Here is a 25,289-nt window from a genome sequence, read left to right on the forward strand (position 1 = left end):
TACCGGGAGGTGAAAGGGAGAGATAAGCTTCCAGTAGGCTGCGCAAACCCAACTGCTTATGGCCGGAACGACGGGAAGCTTTGCGCCGCCGTCAGAGGGTCTGGAAAAAAGCTTCTGCACGGCGCTCTAAATGTCCTGACTTATATTGAGCGAGGCTAATGAAATTCTTAAACGGTTCTCAGCACGGAGAGCACCGCGCTCTCCGTTGCGCCACTTTCTCCTTAAGGAGGTGTGCCAATGGAAGTATTTGTCGGCCAGATTTTGCCGTACATCACCGTGGCTATTTTTCTCGGCGGCATTACTTGGCGTATCTGGCGCTGGATGATCCCCCGCATCGTCCATAACATCACTCTTTCGCCTTTCCCCAGCAACTGGGTTGAGGCCGTCATGCACCCGGTTGTACAGCTTCTGACGATGTGGAACGTGCTCAAGTTCGACCGCGGCCTGTGGATCGGGGCTTTCCTGCTCCATTTCTCCCTGATCAACATCCTTGGCGGGCACGTCACCGGCTTTTACTGGGTCGGTGAGCATTTCCACGTTTGGGCTCCCAACTTGGTAACCCTTCACCAAAGTAAGCTGGCGTCCGACTTCCTGGGCACGGTGTTCGGCTGGCTGCTGTTCGCCGCTATTCTGATCCTGCTCTACCGGCGCTTTGCCGTTGAAAAGGTTAAACTGGTGAGCGCCACCAGCGACTACCTGCATCTGTTCCTTTTGCTGACCATCGTTTCCATCGGCAACTGGATGCGCAACGTCCGCGATTTTAGCGTACCCTATCAGGTAGCCAGGGATGTCCTGGCAGGACTGTTTACCTTTAATCCGGTTCCATTACCGGACAACCCGTTCTTCCTCTACCATTTCCTGTTTGTACAGATCCTGATGATCATCTTCCCGTTCTCCAAGCTGATGCATACCTTCGGCATGTTCTGGGAGCGGTGGATTGTAAACCGCCCGTACAGGGAGGCTCCCCGCGGTCTGCCTGGCGCGCAGATCCAGCCCTAACCGTTTAGAAAGGGGGTGCGTTGTTTAGTGAGTGCAAACGCTCTGAGACAGCCCAAAAAGGCGAACGAAGCACTGATGAGGTCTGTTGGCTGCGACCCCGTTCCGGATGACAAGAAAGTGGAAGCGGCCATCCAGCATATCGATGAATTCAGGAAAAAAGTACGTTCTTTTGTTATGGCGATGGAGAGCTGCGTGAAATGCGGCCTCTGCGCTGAGAACTGCCATACCTACCTGGGCACAAAGGACCCCTACAATATCCCGGCGAACCGCGCGGATTTGATCCGCAAGGTTTACAAGCGCTACTTCACCGTTCAGGGCCGTCTTTTCGGCGGGCTGGTCGGCGCCGAGGAGCTGACCCTGGAGATGCTGGAGAAGTGGTACAGCTACTTCTACCAGTGTTCGGAATGCCGCCGGTGCGGGCACACCTGTCCGTTCGGCATCGACACCTGCGAGGTGACCATGGTCGGCCGCCAGATTCTTTATTGGCTGGGTATCGGTCCGCAGTTGCACACCGCCACCGCCGGCGCCATCCTCAAGACCGGCAACCACATGGGCCTGACCAAGGCCGGCATCGAGGACACCCTGGAGTTCCTAGCCGAAGAGATTAAGGACGATTACGGTATCGACGTCGAGTTCCCGGTCGACAAGCCGGAGTCCGACATCTTGTATATCCCGTCCTCGGCTGACTTCATGCTGAACCCCGGCACGCTCAAGGGCGCCGCGATGTTCTTCAAGTACGTCGGTGCGAACTGGACGATGACCAGCCGGATGACCGAGGCCGGCAATTTCGGTTACCTCATGGACCAGAACCGCATCCAGCGCGAGCTGGTGAGCAGGCTCTTCGAGGAGGCCGTCAAGCTCGGCGTCAAGAAGATCGTCTGGGGCGAGTGCGGCCACGGCTGGCGCGCCGCCAAGATGTACATCCCGACCATGTCGGACTACGTGGGCAGCCGCCGGATCCCGATCACCCACATCCACGACGAGGTCGCCGCGCTCATCGAGGCCGGCAAGCTTAAACTGGACCCGACCAGGAACTCCAGAAAGGTCACGCTGCACGACCCGTGCAACTACGTCCGCGCGTGCGGGCACTGCGACGTCATGCGCACCGTGATCCGCGCCGTCACGACCGACTTTGTGGAAATGACGCCGTACAAGGAACAGAACTTCTGCTGCGGCGGCGGCTCGGGCATTCTTTTCGACGATCCGGACATGTACCAGTACCGTATTCAGGCGTCCCAGAAGAAGGCCGATCAGGTTCGCGCGACCGGGGCCGAAATCCTGTGCGCGCCCTGCTCAATCTGCAAGGCTCAGCTCTATCCGATGGTTAAAGAGCACAAGCTGCCTGTAGAGGTTCACGGATTGATCGACCTTGTGGGCAACGCGCTGGTATGGGATTAAGTAGCACCTTTCAGGCTACTCTAATACCAAGGCCAGAGCTGCAATAAAAAAGCAATCCATATTTTAGTAGGAGGGATGTTTCCAAATGCCGATGATTGAAGTTGCGGGCAAGCAAGTTGAGGTTGACGAGGACGGATTCCTTGCTGACCCCAATACCTGGTTCCCCGAACTCGCTGACTACTTCGCCAAGACCGAGGGCATCGAGCAACTGACCGAGAAGCACTGGCAGGTTGTCAACTACCTCAAGGACTACTATGCCAAGAACGGTATCGCTCCGATGATCCGCAAGATGTGCAAGGACACCGGTATTTCGCTGAAGGAGATCTACGAGCTGTTCCCGTCCGGCCCGGCAAAGGGCGCATGCAAGATCGGCGGCCTTCCGAAGCCGACCGGCTGCGTGTAGGGACTTAAGACGCGGGAAAAATAACCCGGGGTAGCAATCCCCGGGTTATTTGCGTCTCCCTATAACGTCCCAGTGCCCAACGCTCAGTGCTCAATTAAGAAGGTGTTTCTTTGGTATTACAGAATCGTCCGCGGCTTGTCATCGCCGCCCCCCAGGGGCGTTCGGGGAAGACCACGGTAACGGCGACCCTGCTGGCCGCCCTGCGCCAGCGGGGCCTTGCGGTCCAACCGTTTAAGAAGGGCCCCGATTTCATCGATCCGAGCTGGCTTTCGCGGGTCGCCGGGCGGCAGTGCCGCAACCTGGATCTGTACCTTATGACGCCCGCCGCCATCCGGTCGTCGGTCGCCGCGAGCTCGGCGGACGCCGACATCGCAGTGGTGGAGGGGGCGATGGGGCTTTTCGACGGGCTCGACCTGGAAGGCAGCGGGAGCACGGCCGAGCTGGCTAAGGTCCTGGGCGCGCCTGTCATCCTGGTCGTGAACACGATGCGCATGACGCGCAGCGTGGCCGCCGTGGTCCTGGGATGCCAGCAGCTGGACCCCGACGTCAACCTGGCGGGCGTCGTGCTCAACAACGTGGCCCGGCCCCGGCACAGGGACATGCTGACGGCGGCCGTCGACCGCTATTGCGGCCTACCCGTGGTCGGGGTGTTCCCGAAGATGAAGGAGTATGCGGTGCCGGACCGCCACCTGGGGCTGGTCCCGGCCGAGGAAGACCGCCGGTTGCACCGGGCGATCGAGGCGTGGTCGGCCGACGCCGAAGAGCGGCTGGACATCGACCGCATCCTGGACATCGCCCGTTCGGCTCCGCCGCTGGACGCGCCGGATAGAGCCGCCGCCGTCCGGCAAGACGGTGACGGGCCCTGGATCGGCGTGCTGCGCGACCGCTCGTTCAGTTTTTATTACCCGGAGAACCTGGAACAGCTGACGCTGGCCGGCGCGCGCTTGGTTTTCATCGACAGCTTGAAGGATACCCTGCCGCCCGTTGACGGCCTGTACATCGGGGGCGGCTTTCCTGAGATCTTCGCGGCCCGACTCGAAGCCAACGCGGCGCTGCGGCAGGCCGTACGCGACGGCGTGGAGGACGGCATGCCGGTCTACGCCGAGTGCGGTGGCCTGATGTACCTGGGACGTTCGCTGACGTGGCGGGGGAAGGAGTACTGCATGGCCGGAGCCCTGCCCTTCGACGTGGACCTGGACGAAAAACCTCGCGGGCACGGGTACATGCTGATGGAGGTCGTGGGCCCGAATGCCTTCTTCCCGCGGGGGGCCTTGATCAAGGGGCACGAATTCCACCACTCCAGTCTTGCCGGTATCGATTTCAGCAAAGTCTCCTTCGCGCTCAAGGTCCATAAGGGTTACGGCATTGACGGCCTGCACGACGGGCTGGTGTACAAGAACACCTTTGCCGCCTATGCCCACATCCATGCCCTGAGCGTCCCCGAGTGGGCGCCTAACCTTGTCCGCCGGGCCGCCGAGTACAGGTTGAGGAAGGGGGAAGCGAGAAAGTGAGCGCCGTTGTCTTGTACATTACAGCAAGCGGGGTGGAGGAGGCCCAAAAACTGGCCAAAAGCCTCGTCGAGGAACGCCTGGTAGCCTGCGCCAACGTCATTCCCCGCATCCTCTCCACTTACTGGTGGGAGGGAAAAATCTGCGAGGATGAGGAGGCCGTCATTATCGCCAAGACCTCCTCGGCAATGGTGGACAGGGCGATAGCGGCGGTCAAGGAGCGGCACAGCTACCAGGTGCCGGCCATCCTCGCCCTCGAAGTCGCCAAGGGGCTGCCGGCATACCTGGAATGGCTGGCCGCGGAAGTACGTCCGTGAAGTTTCAATATGTTCATCCCTGGAGCCTTGCGCCGCGGGAGGCCGTCGCCCTTCAGGATGAACTGCGCGGGAGACTGCGCCTGACCGGGAAACTGGCAATGGATGACCTGTCACTGGTGGCGGGGGCGGATGTGTCTTTCCACCGGGCGACCAACACGGTGTTCGCGGCCGTTGTTGTCTTAAGCTACCCCCGGTTGGAGACTGTGGAGATGGCGACCGCGGTCAGAGAGGCCGATTTCCCCTACGTCCCGGGGCTCCTCGCCTTCCGCGAAGGCCCGGCGCTGGAAGAGGCCTTCGCGAGCCTGAGGAATGTCCCCCGGGCCGTCCTCTTTGACGGACATGGCATCGCCCATCCCCGCGGGATGGGGATCGCCTGCCACTTCGGGCTTATCCTCGGCTGCCCCACGGTCGGGGTGGCTAAGTCGCTGCTGGTGGGCGGGGGCGAGGACCCGGGCCCGGAGCCCGGAGATTCGAGCCCCCTGGAGTACAAGGGGAAGGTGGTCGGCATCCTTCTCCGAACGCGGCGGCGGGTCAAGCCGGTCTACGTTTCGGTAGGGTACGGTTTGGATTTGGACGCGGCGAAAGATCTGGTCCTGCGCTGCCTGAAAGGCTACCGGCTGCCGGAGCCGACGCGGCTGGCCCACATCGAGTCTAACCGCCTTCGGCTGGAACACGTGTAATAGAAGGGATTCGCATCGCGAATCCCTTCTATTACCAACTACCGGCTATTGGCTACTGAATTAGCCCGCGAGAGCCCACAGGGGCTCTTTTTTATTGCAGCCTGAATTTTGCACAGGCTTCTTAAGCAGAATAACCACAAAAGCGGGCTTCGCCCGCTGCCTTAACACTATTAGAGCTCGGATTATGCACTACTTATGCCTTACTAACGACTATGAGGTCGACTTTGCCGACCCCTTTGATCTGGCTTAGCTTTATCCGAGTGCTGCAAGCCGAGCGCTGAATACTAACTTTTTTAGGAGGGATTATATGCGTCACAAGTGGAAGGTGATGGCAGCATTGGCCGTCCTGGCGGTGACGTGTGCCGTGGCCCCGGCCCTCGAGTCCGGGGTCGGCGGACAGTCAGCCTTGCCGTGGGGAGGTGAAAGATACCAGGCGGCCTACAACGGTGTTCCGGCAACCGTACCGGTTGCCGGGCGTGCCTGGCCGTCCTTGGGTCTCGGCATACCCGAGGTGGCCGAAGCGGAATTCAGCAGAAGCGACAGCATCCACCTGCTGGCGCGGGTCATTCAAGGAGAGGCGGCGGGTGAACCATTCATTGGCAAGATCGCCGTCGCCGCCGTAATCATGAATCGCGTCCGGCATGCTTCGTTCCCCAATACGCTACCTGGGGTCATCTACCAGCGGCACGCCTTTGAATCGGTCTCCAACGGCCTGATCTGGCGAAGGCCGCCCTCCGCCGAAGCTTACCGGGCCGCCCGCCAGGCGCTGGCCGGTTGGGACCCCACGGGGGGAGCCATTTACTTCTGGAACCCGAGCAAGCCCGTATCGCCCTGGATCTGGACCCGGCGCATCATCACCCAGATCGGGCGGCACGTGTTTGCCCGTTAAGAAAGGGGAAATACTGCATTGAGACGATGGACGCTCCCGGTTGGTCTAGGCTTGCTGCTTCTAGGGGCTGTATGGGCCTGGGGGTTTGACCAGCAGCGCACCGCGCAAGCCGTTACAACCGAGCTCAACAACCAGTACCAGCGCGCCTTTTACCAAACGCTCCACGACGTTCAGACGCTGGAGGCCCTGTTGGGGAAAGGCTTGGTGTCCGGCGCACCGCCCTTCGACGCCTCGGTTTTCGCCGAGATCCGCCAGACGGCCTTGCTGGCGCAGCGCGAGATGAGCTCGCTGCCGGTCCAGGATGTGACGCTCCTGCGGACGATGAAGTATCTCAATCAGGTGGCCGATTATTCGGGGTCGGTCCTGCGCGGGATAGCCCAGGGAAAGGAACCGTCCGCGGAAACCCGCGATACCCTTCGCCAACTGCAAAAGCAGGCGGCCGTCCTGAACACCCAGTTGCACGACGTCGAGAGGCAGGTGCAGCAAACCGGGGCCGACTTTTGGGACATCAGAGGCGCGCTCAGGCAGCGGACTGCCCTCAAAAAACCGCAGGTGCCCGAACCGCGGGAAGAGGACTTCATAAGCATCAACCGCCAGATGGAGGTCTTCCCGACGCTCATCTATGACGGTCCTTTTTCGGATCACCTCGAGCGCCCGCACCCGCTGGGTTTGACCGGCCGGACAATAACGGGCGAAGAGGCCAGGACTGCCGCCATCCGCGCCGTCGACCGCCTGCCCGGAGTTACCTATACCGCGCAGGTGATAGGGCAGACCCGGGGAGCTATCCCGGCTTACCGGGTCGAAGTGGTCGGGAGCAGGGGCCGGGTGCAGGAACGGATTACGATGGATATCGCCAAGAAGGGCGGGGAGCCTGTCTGGTTCCTCTCCACCCGACTGCCTCGTTCCGCCAGGATCAGCGCCGAGGCCGCGCGGGCCAGGGCGGAGCGCTACCTCGCCGCCCGCGGCAAGGCCGATGTGGAGCCCAGTTATTTTGAACGCCAGGAAAACGCCATAACCTTCAATTTTGCCACGCGCCAGAACGGTGTCGTCATGTACCCCGACCTGATCAAGGTTACGGTGGCCCTGGACAACGGGCAGGTCATCGGCCTTGAACAGCGGGGATTCCTGATGCAGCATCACCGGCGCACCGATCTCCAGCCTAGGATAACGGTTGATGACGCGCGCAAAAAGCTCAGCCCCAATCTCACCGTTACCGGTTCGCGCCTGGCAGTCATCCCGACCGACGGCGGCAGGGAGGTCCTCACCTGGGAGTTCAGGGGCAAGTCCGGTCCCAACGACTACCTGGTCTACATCGACGCCAAAAACGGCGCGGAAGTGAAAATCCTCCAGCTTGTCGACGTCAGGGAAGGCATTTTGACAATGTAAGGCTGTTATTCAAAGGGGACGCTTTTTACGGCCTATTGAAAAACCGGGGACTGTTCAAAAACGGCCCAGCACTCAATGAGGCTTTTGCAAAGTGAAAGTCTGCGCTTAGTGAACTGACTGCGATTTATCGAAAAATGTTCGACCATCGGATTGAGTACTGGGCGGGCGAAGTTTTTCAACAGTCCCTGGCGCGTCCCATTTGGCACTTTTAAATGTACCCAATATTCCGGTTTGCTATCTTGCCATCCACGACATCAAGTGCTAGTCTGAAGTTAACACCATAGCTTGTCGGCCATCTTCGTTAGGTGAGGCTACTGCACGGACACAAGCCACTGCCCGGACATGTCGAGAGACGCTAACGGGTCAGCAGGTACTACCGAAATAAGGTTTTACCTAGTGTGGCTGAGTAGCCGAGAAGTGAGAAGCGACTAACTTCGCACATCTCACCTCGCAAACTCTAGCCGTGTGTTGAGCCAAAGCTCGGACGAGTGAAGGAGGCTTGGTCAACCCGCAGGCCTTCTTATGAATCATGGGAAAGGCCTTTATTTTTTGGACTGGGCGCTGAGAATAGCTGGCGAGCAGCGGGCAGTAAAATAGCACTGAGCATTGAGCACTGAGATTATTATTGGGGTTATTAAAGAAGGGGTTTAGCTTTGCTGAATCCCCTCAAAGACCTCTCAATGCCCAAAGCTTAACGCTAAAAGCCTGGCGCTTTAGCGCCGGTTTAGGAGAGGGGGTGCCGCCTGTGTCTGAGGAAAAAGAAAGCGCGCTTGCCTTCGTCCGCGAGGTCTTGGCCTCGGGAATTACCGAAGAAAGCGTTTCCGAACTCCTGGAACAGCTTCAGCCTTACGACTTGGCAGAGGTCTTTCCGGAACTGGAACCCGACGAGCAACGCCAGCTGCTCTCCAGCCTTCCGGCCGATCTGACGGCCGAAATCCTGGAGCATTTGCCTTTTGACGAGCAATACCGGATACTGGACGACCTTGACAAGACACTCGCGCGTGAAATAGTGAACACGATGTCCAGTGACGCGCTGGCCGACCTCGTGATGGCCATCCATCCCCGCCAGGGACAGCGCCTGCTGAGCTGGCTCTCGGAAGACTACCAGGCCCAGATCACCGCCCTGATGGCTTACCCGGACGACACGGCGGGCTCCCTGGCCACTGTCGACTACATCGCCGCCCGTGAGCACTGGACGGCCAAGCAGGCTTTGGATCACGTGCGCAAAGTGGGCCGCGAGGCGGAAATTGTGTCCTATGTCTATGTCCTTGACGCTAAGGGTCGCCTGGTGGGGGTCACGTCGCTGCGCGATTTGATTCTCTCCCCGGTCGATGCCAAGGTTGCCGACGTCATGAACTCCAAGGTCGTTTCCGTGTCGGCCCACGCGGACCAGGAAGAAGTGGCGAACACTCTGGCGAACTATGACTTCGTGGCTGTTCCGGTCGTGGACGATGCCTGGAGGATGGTCGGCATCGTCACCGTCGACGACGTCCTGGACGTCATCGAAGAGGAAGCCACCGAGGACTTCCAGCTCATCGGCGGCAGCCAGCCCCTTGACGAGCCGTACCTGAAGTCAAGCCTTCTGCACCTGTTCAGGAAGCGCATCGGCTGGCTGCTGCTTCTGTTCATCGCCGGGGGCATTACTTCTAATATCCTGGCCTGGCAGGCCGACGCCCTGGAGAAAGCGGTCTCACTCGCTTTTTTTATCCCGCTGCTGATCGGCACCGGGGGCAACTCCGGTTCCCAGGCGGCGACCCTCGTTATCCGCGCCATGGCCGTCGGCGAGGTCTCGACGAGAGATTTCCTACGGGTTATCTGGCGGGAAGCGCGCCTGGGCATATTCCTGGGCATGACCATGGGCACGGTGATGTTTGTACGCGCCTTGACGCTTGGCGAGTCGCCCAGCCTGGGTATCACCGTCGCCCTCGCCATTGTTGCCATCGTCACCTTCAGTTCGAGCCTGGGGGCGACGCTGCCCATCATCGGTAAAAGGCTTGGCTTCGACCCGGCTGTATTCTCGGCGCCGATGATCTCGACCCTGGTCGACGCCACCGGACTGCTCATCTACTTTCAAGTTGCGCGGTGGATACTCGGCATTTAGGGCGCTGTGCGCCAAACCTAATACCTTACACCAGGAAAACTACGGCCGCGGCGTAGTTTTCCTATTGACAAAGGGCATGGCCCAATGCTAAGGTGTTACACAATAGCGGCAAGGCGTTGAAGGGGAAGAAAGGTGTTCCGATTTGCCCAGCGAGCCGGGGTGCGGTGTAAGCCCGGCCAAGGAAGACGCCCCGGCCGCCCCGGAGCCGAAAAACGGAAAAGGGAGAAAAGCCCTGAGTATGTTTTTCCGCAAGCCCTGCGTTAAGGGGCCGGAGTGGGCGCTTTTGTGCGCCAATTAAGGTGGTACCGCGGGAGAAACCCTCGTCCTTAAGATAGGACGAGGGTTTTTTGTTGTGGGTGTTCGGTACTGGAGCAGACGTAAGACTCAGGACTTAAGCGCCGAGGCCTTGGCCGCAGCGAACGCCCATCAATGTCCTACATCCTAAGTCCTAAGTCCTAAGTCCTAAAGAGGAGGTAAGGCGAAGTGGAGGATAAGTTACAGATCTTGGAGCTGCTGGCGGGCGATGCCCGGCTGACCCCGGAGAGAATTGCCGTCATGCTTGACCGTCCTGAAGCCGAGGTGAGGGATGCCGTTGCCGAACTGGAGGCTAACCACACCATCCTCGGCTACCGGACGATGGTCAACTGGGAAAAGGTCGGCAAGGAAAGGATCCTGGCGCTGATCGAGGTGCGCGTCACCCCGCAGCGTGAGGTGGGTTTCCAGGCGATCGCCGAGCGTATCGGGCGTTATCCCGAGGTCAAGAGCCTCTACCTGATGTCGGGCGCCTTCGACCTCGCGGTGTTCATCGAAGGGAAGACCATCCAGGAGGTGGCCTTTTTCGTGGCTACCAAACTGGCCCCGCTGGACGGGGTAACCCATACCACGACACACTTCGTCCTGCAGACCTTCAAGGAGGGCGGCGTCATCCTTACTGACGGCCGGGACGACCACAGGCTGGTGATGTCGCCATGAGGAACCGTTCCTGGGTCGGGCGTCTCAACCCCACCGTTGCGGCCGTCAAACCGTCGGGCATCCGCCGGTTTTTCGACCTCGCCTCGGAGATGAAGGGCGTCATCTCCCTCGGCGTGGGCGAGCCCGACTTCGTGACCCCCTGGCACATCCGGGAGGCGGCCATTTACGCCCTTGAGAAAGGCTACACCATGTATACGGCCAACAGCGGCCTGCCGGCGCTCCGGCAGGAGTTGGCCGGGTACTTGGCGGAATCCTTCGGCGTCGCCTACAACCCCGGCACGGAGATCTTGGTCACCGTCGGGGTCAGTGAGGCCTTCGACCTGGCCATGCGAGCCGTCGTCGCCCCCGGTGACGAGGTCCTGATCCCGGAACCCTCTTACGTGTCGTACGAGCCGTGCACGCTCCTGGCGGGGGGCATTCCCGTCATGATCAAAACGGCCAAGGAACAGGGCTTCCGGCTCAGCGCTGAACAGGTGGAAAAGGCCGTAACGCCCAGGACCAAGGCGCTTATCCTTTGCTACCCGAACAACCCCACCGGAGCCGTCATGCCCAGGCGGGAACTCGAAGCCGTGGCCGAGGTGGCGGCGGCACGCGACCTTATCGTCATTGCAGATGAGATTTATGCCCAACTGACTTACGAAGGACAGCATACGTGCTTTGCTTCGCTGCCGGGCATGCGTGACCGGACCATCCTGCTGCAAGGGTTTTCCAAGGCCTTCGCTATGACCGGATGGCGTGTGGGCTACGCCGCCGGGCACGGCGACTTTATCGGGGCCATGACCAAGATCCACCAGTACACCATGCTCTGCGCATCCATCTCCGCGCAGATGGCCGCCCTGGAAGCGCTGAAAAACGGGCGCGACGAGATGCGCCGCATGGTCGGCCAGTACAATTACCGCCGCCGCCTGGTTATCAATGCCCTGAAAGAGATCGGCTTGCCTTGCTTCAACCCGGGCGGGGCCTTCTACGTCTTTCCCGACATCAGCGGGACGGGACTGTCCTCGGAAGAGTTCACCGAGCGGCTGCTGATGGAGGAGAAGGTGGCCGTCGTTCCCGGCAACGCCTTCGGCGATTCGGGGGAGGGGCACATCCGCATCTCCTACGCCGCCTCGGTGGAAAACCTGACCGAGGCCTTCAAGCGTATGGGCCGCTTTGTCCGCCGCTACCGGCTGGAACAGGCGGCAAATATGGTCTGAGCAGGTTCCGGGGGAGCCGCAACGGCTCCCCCGTGGACTGATGGGGTCAAACTTATCGATACTTGTCGATATTCGATATGGTATAGTCTTCCTAAGGCTATCTTGTCTTAACATTGGAGTGATGATCCTCTTGCGTCAGCCGCGTCTGCATCAGGATGAGGGGTTCTATCACGTTACGGCCAGAGGCAACCGTAAGGAAGAAGTCTTTCTTGAGGACGAAGACTATAGCAAGTATCTCCAATTAGTTGACAGGTACAGGAAACGCTATGGAGTAACTGTGCACGCCTTTACCCTGATGCCAAACCACGTCCATCTTTTATTACAGGTAGGGTCCATCCCACTGTGCAAGACAATGCAGGGTATTCAACAATGTTACACGCAATGGTGGAACAAGAAATACGGCCAAGTGGGACATGTTTTTCAGGGCCGGTATAAAGCCAGCCTCATTGAGGATGACGCCTATCTATTGGCAACCGTTCGTTACGTTCACCTCAACCCGGTGGATGCCGGAATCGTCAGCACCCCTGAAGATTATCCCTGGTCGAGCCATAGGTATTATCTTGGCCAGGTCTCTGACGGTCTTGTTGACTGCTCCTTCGTACAGGATCTGTTAATGGAGTACGGGGTTAAGGATATCGATGGGCTGTCAATGGTGTCTGAAAACAGTGTTGATCCGCATCCGAAGCCGAAAGCCAGGCCCGCTGCGGTACCTCCGCCAGAACCCCTTAAGGCAGATCTAAGTGCTGTGCTTGCAGCGGTATGTGGCGTTGCGGAAGTGGCTGGGGAGAGTATCATTGGTGGCGCACGGGACCGCCGATGTGTATGGGCCAGAAGGTTGTTCATGTATACTGCGGTGCGTGTTGCCGGTCATCGAGTTGTTGATGTCGCCAAGTTCCTCCATAAGGGTATTGACAAGGTCAGCACGGCGCTGCGTGATATCGATGAATCCGGTCCGCCTATTGAGGAAGAGCGGTGGATGGCCATCGTTAATGAGCTAAAGGTAAACAGGAGTATCGATAAATAACGATAAGTCTGACCCCAGCAGGAGACCCCGGTGTTACAAAGGGCCGTCCGGGAGGGTTATACTTGTTAAACGACTGCAGGGACCGCCCATTGTTTCCTTGCCGAAAGGGGTAATCGGATGAACCGTTTCAGAACGCCGGCCTTTGGCCTCCTTCTTATCGTCCTGCTGCTGGTAAATTTGGCCGGTGGCTGCCGCCGGGAAGTCGGGAACACCTCGCCGGCGGCCTCACGGCCGCCTTTAGTCACGGCCGCCGCCACCGGGTTCGCCGCCTACCGCGAGGTCCCGGTCAACGTCAAACCGTCCGTGAAGCCCTACAGGGTTGCTGCTGACCTGGGGAATGTGACCAACAAGGAGCTTTTCACGTTCTCGCCTGCGGTCCGTCAACTGCTGATCCAAAACGGGTTTGTGGTGGTGCCGAACAAGAATCACTTCGAGTTTTTCCCGGTCTACGAGATGAACCGCTACGAGGAAGTCCCCGTTCCCAATTTTGTCACCACCGACGCGATGTTGCACAACTACCATCTGTACTTCAGCCACCTCCTGCGCACGCTGGAAAAGGACCGGCTGCGCCCCGAACTCCGGACGCTCACGGCGTCAATGCTGGCGGGGAGCGAAGAGCAGTACGGGGAACTGAAGGGAACCGGCTGGGAAAATGCGGCCCGGCGCAACGTCGCCTTTTTTGCCGTGGCCGCGAGGCTTTTGGATCCCTCGGCCGGCGTGCCTTCCTATGTACGCAATGAAGTGGAGGCCGAGTTAAAGCTTATCAGGGAGCACCGGGAGGTCTTTATCCCCTCCCCGGTGATGAACATCGGCAGCGCCGACCCCAATATGATGGATGCCTGCAAGGAGGACTACACACAGTACATCCCGCGCGGCCATTACGCCAAGTCTGATGACCTCAAGAGTTATTTCAAGGCGATGATGTGGTACGGGCGCTTGACTTTCCGGACTGTCAACGAGGACGAAACCAAATCGGCCGCCCTGATCACCGTGTTGCTCAGCAATAAGAAGCACTTTGATTCCTGGAACCGCATCTACGAGCCCACCAATTTCTTCGTCGGCAAGAGCGACGACCTCGGATTCTTCCAGTACCTTGAGGTGATGAACAAAACCTATGAGCGTGTGCCCTCGGCCAGGGAACTTGCCGCCGACCAGGACGCTTGGACCTCCTTCCTGGCCGCGGTGCGCGAGCTGGAACCTCCGGCCGGCAATTCAATGCCGATCTTTGACGAGACCGTCCAGCCCGACCGCGACAAGGAAATCAAGGGCTTCCGTTTTATGGGCCAGCGCTTCACCCTGGACGCCTTTATCTTTCAGCGACTAGTCTACCGTGAAGTGGGGGAAGACAGTCAGGGCCGGCGCCGCATGCTGCCCAAGGGCCTGGACATCCCTGCGGCGATGGGGTCGAAAGAGGCCTACGCTATCCTGGACGGTATGGGCGAAACCGGATACGCAAAGTACCCCGAGAACATGTGCAAGCTGCAGACCCATATGCGGAGGCTTGACGCCGGGACGTGGACGCAGAACCTGTACTGGTCCTGGCTGCATACACTGGTGCCCCTGACGGAGCCTAAAGGGAAGGGGTATCCTTCGTTCATGACCAACCAGGCGTGGACGCGCAAGCAACTGGAGACCTACCTGGGAAGCTGGACCGAACTCAAGCACGACACCATCCTCTACGCCAAGCAAGTCTACGCCGAGATGGGCGGGGGAGGGGAGCCGGTCGACGACCGGGGCTACGTCGAACCCAATCCCGTCGTCTTTGCCCGCCTTGCGGCACTGACCAGGATGACCATTGACGGGCTGGAAAGCCGGGGGCTCTTGAACGAACGTGACAAGACTGCGCTGGAGCGGATGGAGGAACTGGCTCTTAGGCTCAAGACCATAGCCGAAAAGGAACTTGTCAACGAGTCCCTGACCGACGAAGAGTATGAACTCATCCGCGGCTTCGGCGGGCACCTGGAGCACTTCTGGCTGGAAGCCCTGGGGGACGAGGGCGTGGACCACCGTTCCGCCGTTTACGAAAACCCGGCCAGCCTGATTGCCGACGTTGCTACCGATCCGAACGGGCAGGTCCTGGAGGCGGGCACCGGCTACGTCAGCGAAATCTACGCCGTTGTTCCTGTAGACGGCAAGCTGCGCATTGCCAGGGGCGCTGTCTACTCCTACTACGAGTTCCCGTGGCCGGCCGAAGACCGCCTGACCGACCAGAAATGGCGGGTTATGCTTGCCGAGGACCAGGCTCCGCAACAGCCCGCCTGGACGAAGTTATATACGGCGCCGCGACAATGAGCAGGACCTTAAGGATACTTGTCTGTTCAGCAATCATGGGTCTGCTGGTTTTGCTGCCCGGCGCCGGGGACACGGCATCCCGGACTGTAACCGGGGATCTCGACGGCGATGGGGATGCCGAGCGCTACCTGCTCACCGGTCACCGCCTTACTGTCAGGGAGGGGGAGGCGATGCTCTGGCAGTCACCTCCCGAATGGCGTGTGGACGGTTTTTCGCTGGGGGATGTGGACAACGACGGCGCCGCTGACCTGGTGATGTCCCTGTGGAAAAAAGGGAGCTTCGGCCCGGTTAGGCCCTTCTGGGAGGACCGCGAGGACCGAAGCTACAAGAACCACCTCTTCGTCTACCGGCTGACGGGTGACGCCCTGCGGCCGGTCTGGTGTTCCTCCGATCTCGACCGTCCGATTGTCTCCTTCGTGATCCGGGATGCTGACAGTAACGGTTTGAACGAGCTGGTTGTCGAGGAAGGGGAGTACCGAAGGACTTTCGGTGAGCGTTACGCTCTGGACAGGAAAGCACCTGCCCGCACCACTGTCTGGAGGTGGGACGGGTGGGGTTTCAGCCTCTGTATGGACATTGAGTGACTCCTGCCTCCCGATCTTACTTCTCGCTTCATCTTACTTCCAACTTCCTGCGACCCGTCTCTCATATGGGGCTGTTGAAAAACGGTTCTTTCTTGTCCGGCCCTGCCGCTTGTATAGCCATTCCGTATAGCGACCGGTGTCGAATATAATTGAATTAACCGATTGACCAGTCGAGGTGAGACGATAATGCCCACCCCGGCTAGAAAAATAGGTTTTCCAGCATTGCTGGTGCTGTCGGCCCTGGCGGTACTGCTTTTCAGCGTACCGGCTTTCCTTTTCCCGTCTCATGTCTGCGGCGGCGCTTTCTTCAGCGACAGCCGGCTTCCTGTTTCGTCACTTCTTGATGATGTCGAGACCGATCCCGGCTTTGATCAAGACGGAACCCCGGCGTACTACCGTGACCGGGTCGTCGTGCTGATGTACCACAACGTCGGCGGGGCCCCGGGCCGGGGCACGGTCACCGCCGAGCGGTTCGAGGCCGACGTCAGGGCCCTGCGCGCAGACGGGTTCAATATCATTTCGCCCGAGCAGATGGCCGGTTTCCTCAACGGCGCGCCCGTGCCGCCCAACGCCGTCCTGATCACCTTCGACGACGGCTACGAGGGGATTTACCGCTGCGCCTACCCGGTCCTGGCGAAATACGGTGCCCAAGCCATTGTCTTCGTGGTCGCCGGGTACGTCGGCCGGCCCGGTTACCTGACCTGGGACCAGCTCCGGGAAATGACCGAAAGCAGCGTTTTTGTAGTCGGCGGGCACACCTTCGACGCTCACCGCCGGGCTCCCACAGGTCCGGGGACGTCGGCGCCGCAGACGGTGGCCTTCGTTTTCGATCCCGCTGCCGGTCGGAAGGAGACGATTCTGGAATACCGGGACCGCGTCGAGAAAGACATCGCCTTGAGCAACGAGGCCTTCAGCACACACCTGGGCTCAGAGGCGTCGTTTTTCGCCTACCCCTACGGCGCCTATACCCCTTACTTTATCGATATCCTCCGGGACAACGGCTACAAGTATTGCTTCACCGTTTTGCACGGGGTCAACGTAAGAGGGCAGAACCCGCTGTACCTAAAGCGTATTAACGCCGGCAGGTCCGATCTTTCGACGGATAAACTGATCAAAAAGATCAAGAAGGCCGGGCGTTCGCCCCTGGCCGACCGCAGCGGTCCGGCGGCCTGGTTCCCCGCCTGGGCCCGCGACCCCGATGTCGGGCTGGGACTCTCGCCTGTCTGGGCGGGCCCCGGGGACGAGCCGGGGCAGGCGAGCCTGGACAGCCCGGGCGACTTATAGGAAGAGCGTCTCGGTTGCCTTGACAGGCCGAGCAGTGACATATTAAGCTAAAAAAGATGATTGAAAATAGGACAACCAAATAGAGGCAGCAAGCCCTCTTGATAACAGTCGAGGAGGTCTAGAATGGGTTTCCTTCTGGCGAGCCTGCGGGCAGGTATCGAGCGGGCTCTACGCAATGCCGTGACGGCGTCCGGTGAAGAACTGGATTTGCCCGAGGGATTTGCGGTCCCCGCCTTCACGGTTGAGGTTCCAAAAGACCGGCAGCACGGCGATTTCGCCACCAACCTGGCCTTAGTCCTGACCAAGCCAGCCCGGCGTCCCCCACGCCAAATCGCTGACACGATTGTCCGTCACCTGTCACTGGCGGGTACACAGGTGCAAGAAGTCAGCATCGCGGGACCGGGCTTTATTAATTTCTACCTCGATCCCGGCTGGGTGCTGGGCGTCCTTGGCGAGATCGAAGCCCACGGGGAAAACTACGGACGCAGCATGGTCGGCGGGGGCCGCAAGGTGCAGGTGGAGTTCGTCAGCGCCAACCCCACCGGCCTTTTGCATATGGGCAACGCGCGCGGGGCCGCCCTCGGCGACAGCATCGCCTCGCTCCTGGCCTTCGCGGGCTTCAACGTAACCAGGGAATTCTACATCAACGACGCCGGCCACCAGATCGAGAACCTGGCCCTTTCCCTGGAGGCCCGCTACCTCCAGGCCTTCGGGCAGGATGTAGCGGTACCCGAGCAGGGGTACCACGGCGAGGACTTGATCGAGACGGTCCGGCGCTTTATCGCCTTACACGGCGACCGTTACTTGGCCGCGCCGGCCGGGGAAAGGCGCGAGGCCCTGGTCCGCTTCGGCCTGGACGAAAAACTGGCGGCCATCCGGGAGACCCTGGAGCAGTTCGGCGTAACTTACGACGTCTGGTTCTCCGAGCGCAGCTTGCACGATTCGGGGGCCGTGCGGGAGACCTTGAACCTGCTCCGGGAGCGCGGGCACCTTTACGAGCACGAGGGGGCCCTCTGGTTCCGGGCCTCGGCTTTCGGGGTGGAGAAGGACGAGGTCGTCGTGCGCAACAACGGCGTGCCCACCTATTTTGCCGCCGACATCGCCTACCACAAGAACAAGTTCGACCGCGGTTTCCAGTGGGTGATCAACATCTGGGGCGCCGACCATCACGGCCACGTGGCCCGCATGAAGGGGGCGATGGCCGCCCTGGGTTACGACCCCGACGCCCTCGAGGTGGTGATCATGCAACTGGTGCGGCTTTACCGGGGCGGGGAAATCGTGCGCATGTCCAAGCGTTCCGGCCAGTACGTGACCCTCGACGAACTCCTGGACGAGGTGGGCAAGGACGCCGCCAGGTACTTCTTCGTCACCCGGAGCGCCGACAGCCACCTCGATTTCGACCTTGACCTCGCCAAGGCTCAGAGCAACGAGAACCCGGTCTATTACATCCAGTACGCCCATGCGCGCATCGCCAGCATCCTGCGGCAGTTGGAGGCCAGGGGTAAGGAGATGCCGCGGGCGGAGGACGTCGACCTCACCCTGCTGCAAGAGGACGCCGAAAGGGCGCTGCTGCGCCGGCTGGCCGACTTCCCGGAAGAGGCCGCGCAGGCGGCGCTGGACCTGGCCCCGCACCGTGTGGCGTACTACGTGCACGACCTGGCCGGGCTTTTCCACAGCTTCTACAACGCCTACCGGGTCTTGGGGGTGGACGAGCCCCTGGAGGACGCCCGCCTGATCCTGGTGAACGCTACGCGCATCGTCCTGCGCAGGGCTCTGGACCTCTTGGGCGTTGCGGCACCGGATAGAATGTAAAGGATGGATTGTGGGGAGGAGAACATGGCCAAATTCATTTTTGTTACCGGCGGTGTGGTTTCGTCACTGGGCAAGGGTATCACGGCGGCTTCCATGGGCCGCCTTTTAAAAAGCCGCGGCGTCAAGGTGGCGATCATGAAGCTCGATCCCTACCTGAACGTCGACCCCGGGACGATGAGCCCCTACCAGCACGGTGAGGTGTTCGTCACCGAGGACGGGGCGGAGACCGACCTCGACCTCGGCCACTACGAGCGCTTTATCGACATCAACCTGACCCGCTATTCCAACGTCACCACCGGGAGCGTTTACGCCGAGGTCATCCGCAAAGAGAGGCACGGGGAGTATCTCGGCGGGACCGTCCAGGTCATTCCGCACATCACCAACGAGATCAAGGAACGGGTCCTGAGGGTGGCCAAGGAGACGCGCGCCGACGTCGTTATCGGCGAGATCGGCGGCACGGTGGGCGACATCGAATCCCAGCCCTTCCTGGAGGCCATCCGGCAGCTTAAGAGCGACCTGGGAAGGGAGCACATCCTTTACGTCCACGTGACCCTGGTTCCCTACGTAAGAGCCGCCAAGGAGCTTAAGACCAAGCCGACCCAGCACAGCGTCAAGGAGCTCAGGGGCATCGGCATCCAGCCCGACATCCTGGTCTGCCGGACCGAGAGGCCCTTCCCGCCCAACCTGAAACGCAAGATCGCCCTCTTCTGCGACACCGAGGAAAGGGCGGTCATCCAGGCCCTCGACGCCCCTTCGATCTACGACGTGCCGCTGATGATGGAGCGGGAGGGGCTGGCCGAGGTGGCCGTTGAGAAACTGAACCTGGTCTGCGGCCCCCCCAACCTCGGCGAGTGGGAGGACATGGTCGCCCGCCTCAAGAACCCCAAGGACTTCGTGAAGATCGCCCTTGTCGGCAAGTACGTCTCCCTCCCGGACGCCTATTTCAGTGTTTCCGAGGCCCTCTACCACGCTGGTATCGCCAACAGCGCCAGGGTGGAAATCAAGTACGTCAACGCCGAGGACCTGGAAACCAACGCCGTGGAGGATTACATCCTCGATGCCGACGGTGTCCTGGTTCCGGGCGGGTTTGGAGACCGTGGTACGGAGGGCAAGGTCCGGGCCATCCGCTACGCGCGGGAGCGGAAGATCCCCATGCTGGGCATCTGCCTCGGCATGCAGCTGGCCTGCGTGGAGTTTGCGCGCAACGTCATAGGCCTGCAGGGGGCCAACAGCCCTGAGTTCGACCCGGGCACCAGACACCCTGTCATCGACCTCCTTCCCGAGCAGAAGAACATCGCCGACCTCGGCGGGACCATGCGCCTAGGCGGTTACCCCTGCCACCTGGTGCCGGGCTCCAGGGCGCACCGTGCCTATGGCGACACCGTGGTCATCGAGCGGCACCGGCACCGTTACGAGTTCAACAACGAATACCGCGGCCAGTTTATGGAGTGGGGTATGCAGTTCACCGGTCTGTCGCCCGACGGCAGGCTGGTAGAGATCATCGAGCTGGCCGATCATCCCTGGTTTGTCGCGACGCAGTTCCATCCGGAGTTTAAGTCGCGGCCGAACCGCCCGCATCCGCTCTTCCGCGACTTCGTCGGCGCCGCCCTACGGAACAGGGCCGACTAGCCGGTCCTGTTTCGGGTGTTAGGTATTGGGCGTTGGATTAAGATGCAGGATATAAGGTATTGAGGTTTAAAAGCAGGCTTTGTGGCTGGGTTCGAGTGACGGATATTGGCTGTTCAGCTTTATTTGATCGGGAATTCGGCTCAGCCGAATCCCTTCAAGTATCCAACATCCAACACCGGCCCAGCGTTATACACGAGTAGGTCAAGTGTTATACCTTTTTATCGGGGGTGTAAAAGTGTCACGTAAAGTTTGGGCTGCCGTTGTCCTGGGGGTGGCCCTCCTTTCTATCGTCGTGGCCGCGGTCATCGGTGCCCGTAATGGGGCACCGGGCGCTTACGGCGCCGGCGGGGAGGCCGTGGGGGTCGTCTCGATCGAAGGAATGATCGTGGGCAGCGCCCCATCCGGGCCTTTTGCCTCCAACGCCTCTGCGGATGATATCGTGGAACGCCTGGATATGGCCAGGGAAGATGACGCGATCAAGGCCGTGGTGCTACGGATGAACAGCCCCGGCGGCAGTGCGGCCGCCTCCCAGGAAATAGCCGATGCCGTCACGCGCCTCCGGGAATCCGGGAAGGTCGTCGTCGTGTCGATGAGCGACGTGGCGGCCTCCGGCGCCTACTGGATCGCCTGCCGGGCCGACACTATCGTAGCCAACCCGGCGACGATCACGGGCAGTATCGGCGTGATTCTGGAGACCGTCCAGGTGCAGGAACTGTACGGTAAACTGGGAATCTCGAACGAGGTGTTCAAGAGCGGCCCCCACAAGGACATGGGTTCACCCACCCGGCCGGTGACCGAGCAAGAACGGGCCATCTTCCAGGGAATGGTGGATGACATTTACCATCAGTTTGTGGATGTCGTCGCCCAAGGCCGTGACTTGAGCAGGGAACGGGTACTGCAACTGGCCGACGGGCGCATCTATACCGGCAGGCAGGCCGAAGGATTAGGCCTTGTCGACGAATTGGGCGGGCTCGAGGATGCCATCAGGATCGCCGCCGACCGGGCGGGCATCAAGGGCGAGCCCAGGGTGGTGGAGATCGGCGTCCCCGATTTCTGGAGCTGGCTGTCGTCAGGGTTTTCTTCGCTGGGTCGGATGATCGACCCCGGCGCCTGGCTGCTCACCGACCCGGTGATCAGGCAAAGATAAGCTGACACTGGCGCCAGCCAGGGGAAGTGGGGAGAAATCAATTGTCAAGCCATACTAATTTGCTGGAACTTGTTTACGGCGTCCTGTTCGACCCCGTAGCGACCTTTCGCAGGCTGGCCGAAAGCCCGCCGCTGGGAACGACCTTTATCCTGATTACGATATTAAACGCGGCCGCCGTGCTGATGGGTCTCTTCACCCTGCGCCTGGCGCCCCATGAAGTGTTTGGTGCGGTCGGGGCGGGGCTGAGTGTCGGCATCGCCCTCGGCAGCTTTTTCTTGTGGTACGTTAAATGGCTGTGCTACGGCGCCGTCCTGCACCTCGTCGCCCAGCTGTTCGGCGGAACGGGCCACGCCCGGGCCACCCTTGTCGCTTACGGGTTGGCGAGCCTCCCCGGGCTGTTCATGTTTCCCGTCCAGAGCCTGTCGCTGCTCTTTACCGGCAAATCTGCCGGCTTCATTCCGGGCCTGGCGAGCGTCGGCCTCTTTATCTGGAGTGTCGTCCTCCTGGTCGTGGGCATGCGGGAAATGCACCGGATGGAGACGGCCCGCGCCCTCGCCGTTGTTTTCCTGCCGGCGGTCGTGCTTATTGTGTTGCTTGCGGGATTAATCGGGCTGGCCGTCCTGGGACTGATCACGGCCGCCCCGAGTCTGCCATTACCCCCGCTCTAACTTCCCACTTCCTGCCTTTCAAAAAGCAGGATTCCCCTTCGGTCGCCGCGAACCCATGGATATATTTTGCATAATGGTGGGATGGGGGATGCTTTTGGTCGTGGATGACCAACCGGCAATCCGGCAGCTTTTATTTGAGGCCCTGACCAATGACGGTTTCAGCGTCGAACTGGCTTCCAACGGTCGGGAAGCCCTCGCCAAGGTGAAGCAGGAAACCCCGGAGCTGATTCTGCTGGACCTCAAGATGCCGGGGATGAGCGGCCTGGAGACGCTGCGCGAAATCCACAAGATCAGTCCCAACGTGCCCGTTATCCTGATCACTGCCTACGGTGAATTATCCGATCCCGGTGAGGCCGAGAGGATGGGTGTTCGCTGCCTTATTCTCAAACCCTTTGACCTCAACGATGTGCGCAAAATCGTCCGGAAGGTGTTGGCCTACGTTTCCGCTTAGAATTGCGCAAGAGGAATTCGTGTCTAGGCTGGCGAACTAGCTTGTGGGAGGTTCTTGTATTGGTCGTCAACACCGACACCACGCTCGCTCTCTGTTGTCCCGACTGCGGCCGGCTCGGGTTGCATGTCGTTTCGCGCTTTATCTTCTGCCGGGAAAAAAGGCGGGAGATCAAGTGTTCCTGCAAAACGCTGCTCGCCGTGATCGCCACGCGGGACCACAAGCGTTTCTGGCTGGAGATCAACTGTATCGTATGCGAAGCCACCCACCTCTACCGCCTGACGGCCAAAGAGCTTTGGCCGCGGGAAATCATTCACCTTTCGTGCCAGGAAACAGGCCTGGAACTGGGGCAGATCGGCCCGAGGGCGAAGATCAAAGAGTACCTTAAAGGCCAGCAGACGGCCCTGGAAACTCTGGTAGAGGAAATGGGCGGGCAGACCTACTTCAAAAACGCCGAGATCATGCTTTCCGCCCTGAGTTTTGTGCACAGCCTGGCCGAGGACGGCAACCTCTGCTGTCCCTGCGGGCGCAACCAGATCGAGCTGGAGATTTTCCCCGACCGAATCGAACTGCACTGCCGTCATTGTAAACGGGTTAAGGTTGTCAAGGCCGAATCGGAGCAGGATGCCCTTTCCCTGCAGGCGCTGAAGAAGATCGAACTCTCCTGGTGCACCCTGCCTGACGTCCCCGAACACGCTTTCCGGAAACACGATAACAAGTAAGCCGTCAGTAAAGCTGCCGGAGGCCGGGAATAATAGCACTGAGTGCTGATCAAGGCCCGATGCCCATATATGGCAACCTGCTACTTATAACTGATTGTTTGGAGGACTTCACAAGTGCCTCTTGTACCTGCAGCAGCAATTCTGAGAAGAGCCCAGTCCGGTGGCTGGGCAGTAGGGGCCTTTAACTGCAACAATATGGAGATCGTCCAGGCCATCATCCGGGCGGCCGAGGAAGAATCGGCGCCGGTTATCCTGCAAGCCAGCCAGGGAGCGATCAAGTACGCCGGCCTGGACTTCATCGCGGCCATGGCCCGAACGGCGATCAGCCAGGCCCGGGTCCCGGTCGCCATTCACCTGGATCACGGCACCAGCTTCGAACAGGTGGTCCGCTGCATCCGCGGTGGTTTCACCTCGGTGATGATCGACGGTTCGCACCACCCCCTCGCGGAGAACATCGCCCTCACGCGCCGGGTTGTCGAGGTGGCCAGGGCCGTGGACGTCTCGGTCGAGGCCGAACTAGGCCGCATTGGCGGCACCGAGGACGACATCTCCGTCAGCGAGCGCGACGCCTTTTTTACCGATCCGGAGGAGGCCGGGCTGTTTGTCGAGTCTACGGGCGTGGATTCTTTGGCGGTAGCCATCGGTACGGCCCACGGGCGTTACCGCGGCGAGCCCAGGCTCGACTTCGAGCGGTTGGAGCACATCAGGAAGGCCGTCAACATCCCGCTGGTCCTGCACGGGTCTTCGGGCGTGCCCGCCGACGCTGTTCGCCGGGCGATCGCGCTGGGGGTTTGCAAGGTCAACATCGATACCGACATCCGCCAGAGTTTCACCGAAGCCATGCGCCGGGTGCTGGAAGCCGACCCCGGCGAGATCGACCCCCGCAAGGTCCTCGGCCCGGCCCGGGAGGCCGCGGTCGCCGTCATCAGGGAGAAAATCAGGATCTTCGGCAGCTCCGGCAAAGCCCCCGAAATCTAGATGTTGGACATAGGACATAGGACTTAGGACTTAAGAAGTCGGTCCACAAGCTATAAAATATCCTTTGTCTCAACATCAAAATTCTTCGAAGTCTAGGGCGTTTGACTCATATATCCAACTGCTAGCTTCCAGTCCTCCAACTTCCTACGTCTTACGCCCTAAGTCCTACATCAACACCGGAGGTGTTAAAGATCAGGCTCTTCATCGATACCGCAAACGTCAACGAAATCCGGGAAGCAGCTTCCCTGGGCGTGATCTCGGGGGTGACTACCAACCCCTCGCTCATCGCCAAGGAAGGCCGGGATTTCAAGGAAGTGGTCAGGGAGATCGTCAGCATCGTCGACGGTCCGGTCAGCGCCGAAGTGATCAGCACCCGGGCTCCCGAGATGATCGCCGAGGCCGAGGAACTGGCCGGGATCCATCCCAACATCGTCATCAAGGTCCCGATGATGGCCGAGGGCCTCAAAGCCGTCAAGGAACTAGAAACGAGAGGCATCAAGTGCAATGTTACGCTCGTTTTTTCGGCCAACCAGGCGCTCCTGGCCGCCCTGGCCGGGGCCAGCTACGTCAGCCCGTTCGTCGGGCGGCTTGACGATGCCGGTCACGACGGGATGGAAGTTGTGCGCGAGATCGTCGATATTTTTGAAATCCACGACTTGCCCACCCAGGTCATCGCGGCCAGCATTCGCCATCCCCTGCACGTGACCGCGGCAGCCCGGTGCGGCGCGCACATCGCCACCGTTCCCTTCAGCGTCCTGATGCAGATGGTCAAACACCCAATGACCGACGTGGGGATCAAAAAGTTCCTGGACGACTGGGCCAAGCTCAACCAGAAATGAGAGGTAAGAAGTG

At 60.3% G+C, this 25,289-nt stretch carries 23 protein-coding genes, 1 riboswitch and 1 other annotated feature; all 23 genes read left to right on the top strand.

The window, feature by feature from the left end:
• The first annotated feature begins 237 nt into the window (after positions 1-237).
• The 23 genes from ACUM6F_RS08910 (at position 238) to fsa (ending at position 25,276) form a co-directional block, all read left to right on the top strand.
• Positions 238-999 (top strand): respiratory nitrate reductase subunit gamma, encoded by a 762-nt coding sequence (locus ACUM6F_RS08910; protein ID WP_445349002.1) that lies wholly within the window; start codon positions 238-240, stop codon positions 997-999.
• A gap of 27 nt (positions 1,000-1,026) precedes the next feature.
• Entirely contained in the window at positions 1,027-2,397 is a 1,371-nt protein-coding gene (dsrK, locus tag ACUM6F_RS08915; RefSeq protein ID WP_426377583.1) for a sulfate reduction electron transfer complex DsrMKJOP subunit DsrK, read from the top strand.
• Between the two features lie 85 nt (positions 2,398-2,482).
• The gene (locus ACUM6F_RS08920; RefSeq protein ID WP_425620535.1) at positions 2,483-2,800 is read left to right on the top strand and encodes a TusE/DsrC/DsvC family sulfur relay protein; all 318 of its coding nucleotides are present in this window, start codon (positions 2,483-2,485) and stop codon (positions 2,798-2,800) included.
• 110 nt (positions 2,801-2,910) lie between these two features.
• Entirely contained in the window at positions 2,911-4,311 is a 1,401-nt protein-coding gene (locus tag ACUM6F_RS08925; RefSeq protein WP_445349003.1) for a cobyrinic acid a,c-diamide synthase CobB, read from the top strand.
• Entirely contained in the window at positions 4,308-4,625 is a 318-nt protein-coding gene (gene cutA, locus ACUM6F_RS08930) for a divalent-cation tolerance protein CutA (protein ID WP_445349004.1), read from the top strand. Before ACUM6F_RS08925 ends, cutA begins: the two co-directional genes overlap by 4 nt.
• On the top strand, positions 4,622-5,305 hold the full coding sequence (gene nfi, locus ACUM6F_RS08935; protein ID WP_425620532.1) for a deoxyribonuclease V: 684 nt from the start codon (positions 4,622-4,624) through the stop codon (positions 5,303-5,305). Before cutA ends, nfi begins: the two co-directional genes overlap by 4 nt.
• Before the next feature lie 307 nt (positions 5,306-5,612).
• The gene (locus ACUM6F_RS08940; protein WP_445349005.1) at positions 5,613-6,194 is read left to right on the top strand and encodes a cell wall hydrolase; all 582 of its coding nucleotides are present in this window, start codon (positions 5,613-5,615) and stop codon (positions 6,192-6,194) included.
• 51 nt (positions 6,195-6,245) lie between these two features.
• The gene (gene ypeB, locus ACUM6F_RS08945) at positions 6,246-7,580 is read left to right on the top strand and encodes a germination protein YpeB (protein ID WP_445349006.1); all 1,335 of its coding nucleotides are present in this window, start codon (positions 6,246-6,248) and stop codon (positions 7,578-7,580) included.
• 290 nt (positions 7,581-7,870) lie between these two features.
• Positions 7,871-8,080, top strand: a riboswitch (M-box (ykoK) riboswitch).
• A gap of 245 nt (positions 8,081-8,325) precedes the next feature.
• Positions 8,326-9,681 (top strand): magnesium transporter, encoded by a 1,356-nt coding sequence (gene mgtE / locus ACUM6F_RS08950; protein WP_445349007.1) that lies wholly within the window; start codon positions 8,326-8,328, stop codon positions 9,679-9,681.
• A gap of 107 nt (positions 9,682-9,788) precedes the next feature.
• Positions 9,789-10,012: a binding site (T-box leader), on the top strand.
• 152 nt (positions 10,013-10,164) lie between these two features.
• Positions 10,165-10,653 carry an Lrp/AsnC family transcriptional regulator gene (locus tag ACUM6F_RS08955; RefSeq protein ID WP_445349008.1) on the top strand — a complete coding sequence of 163 codons (489 nt, stop codon included), beginning with the start codon at positions 10,165-10,167 and terminating at the stop codon, positions 10,651-10,653.
• Entirely contained in the window at positions 10,650-11,849 is a 1,200-nt protein-coding gene (locus tag ACUM6F_RS08960) for an aminotransferase class I/II-fold pyridoxal phosphate-dependent enzyme (RefSeq protein ID WP_425620527.1), read from the top strand. Before ACUM6F_RS08955 ends, ACUM6F_RS08960 begins: the two co-directional genes overlap by 4 nt.
• 130 nt (positions 11,850-11,979) lie before the next feature.
• Complete coding sequence (locus ACUM6F_RS08965) at positions 11,980-12,873, top strand: REP-associated tyrosine transposase (RefSeq protein ID WP_425620526.1); 894 nt, start codon at positions 11,980-11,982, stop codon at positions 12,871-12,873.
• Positions 12,874-12,990: 117 nt separating this feature from the next.
• Positions 12,991-15,165, top strand: a complete 2,175-nt coding sequence (locus tag ACUM6F_RS08970; protein WP_445349009.1) for a DUF3160 domain-containing protein — start codon at positions 12,991-12,993, stop codon at positions 15,163-15,165.
• Positions 15,162-15,749 carry an FG-GAP repeat domain-containing protein gene (locus ACUM6F_RS08975; protein ID WP_425620524.1) on the top strand — a complete coding sequence of 196 codons (588 nt, stop codon included), beginning with the start codon at positions 15,162-15,164 and terminating at the stop codon, positions 15,747-15,749. The genes ACUM6F_RS08970 and ACUM6F_RS08975 overlap by 4 nt, the downstream gene beginning before the upstream one ends.
• Before the next feature lie 162 nt (positions 15,750-15,911).
• Positions 15,912-17,033 carry a polysaccharide deacetylase family protein gene (locus ACUM6F_RS08980; protein WP_445349010.1) on the top strand — a complete coding sequence of 374 codons (1,122 nt, stop codon included), beginning with the start codon at positions 15,912-15,914 and terminating at the stop codon, positions 17,031-17,033.
• A 123-nt stretch (positions 17,034-17,156) separates the two neighbouring features.
• Positions 17,157-18,845, top strand: coding sequence for an arginine--tRNA ligase (gene argS / locus ACUM6F_RS08985; protein WP_445349011.1), 1,689 nt, complete (start codon positions 17,157-17,159; stop codon positions 18,843-18,845).
• 24 nt (positions 18,846-18,869) lie between these two features.
• Positions 18,870-20,474: a CTP synthase gene (locus ACUM6F_RS08990; RefSeq protein WP_445349012.1), complete on the top strand. Its 1,605-nt coding sequence runs from the start codon at positions 18,870-18,872 to the stop codon at positions 20,472-20,474.
• Positions 20,475-20,709: 235 nt separating this feature from the next.
• Entirely contained in the window at positions 20,710-21,621 is a 912-nt protein-coding gene (gene sppA / locus ACUM6F_RS08995) for a signal peptide peptidase SppA (RefSeq protein ID WP_425620518.1), read from the top strand.
• Positions 21,622-21,662: 41 nt separating this feature from the next.
• Positions 21,663-22,289 carry a YIP1 family protein gene (locus tag ACUM6F_RS09000; RefSeq protein ID WP_425620517.1) on the top strand — a complete coding sequence of 209 codons (627 nt, stop codon included), beginning with the start codon at positions 21,663-21,665 and terminating at the stop codon, positions 22,287-22,289.
• A gap of 55 nt (positions 22,290-22,344) precedes the next feature.
• Positions 22,345-22,740: a response regulator gene (locus ACUM6F_RS09005; protein WP_445349013.1), complete on the top strand. Its 396-nt coding sequence runs from the start codon at positions 22,345-22,347 to the stop codon at positions 22,738-22,740.
• Between the two features lie 59 nt (positions 22,741-22,799).
• Positions 22,800-23,459, top strand: a complete 660-nt coding sequence (locus ACUM6F_RS09010) for a hypothetical protein (RefSeq protein WP_445349014.1) — start codon at positions 22,800-22,802, stop codon at positions 23,457-23,459.
• A 114-nt stretch (positions 23,460-23,573) separates the two neighbouring features.
• On the top strand, positions 23,574-24,437 hold the full coding sequence (locus ACUM6F_RS09015; protein WP_445349015.1) for a class II fructose-1,6-bisphosphate aldolase: 864 nt from the start codon (positions 23,574-23,576) through the stop codon (positions 24,435-24,437).
• Between the two features lie 191 nt (positions 24,438-24,628).
• The gene (gene fsa, locus ACUM6F_RS09020; protein ID WP_425622190.1) at positions 24,629-25,276 is read left to right on the top strand and encodes a fructose-6-phosphate aldolase; all 648 of its coding nucleotides are present in this window, start codon (positions 24,629-24,631) and stop codon (positions 25,274-25,276) included.
• The last annotated feature ends 13 nt before the right edge of the window (positions 25,277-25,289 follow it).

The organism is Desulforudis sp. DRI-14, from assembly GCF_052618305.1.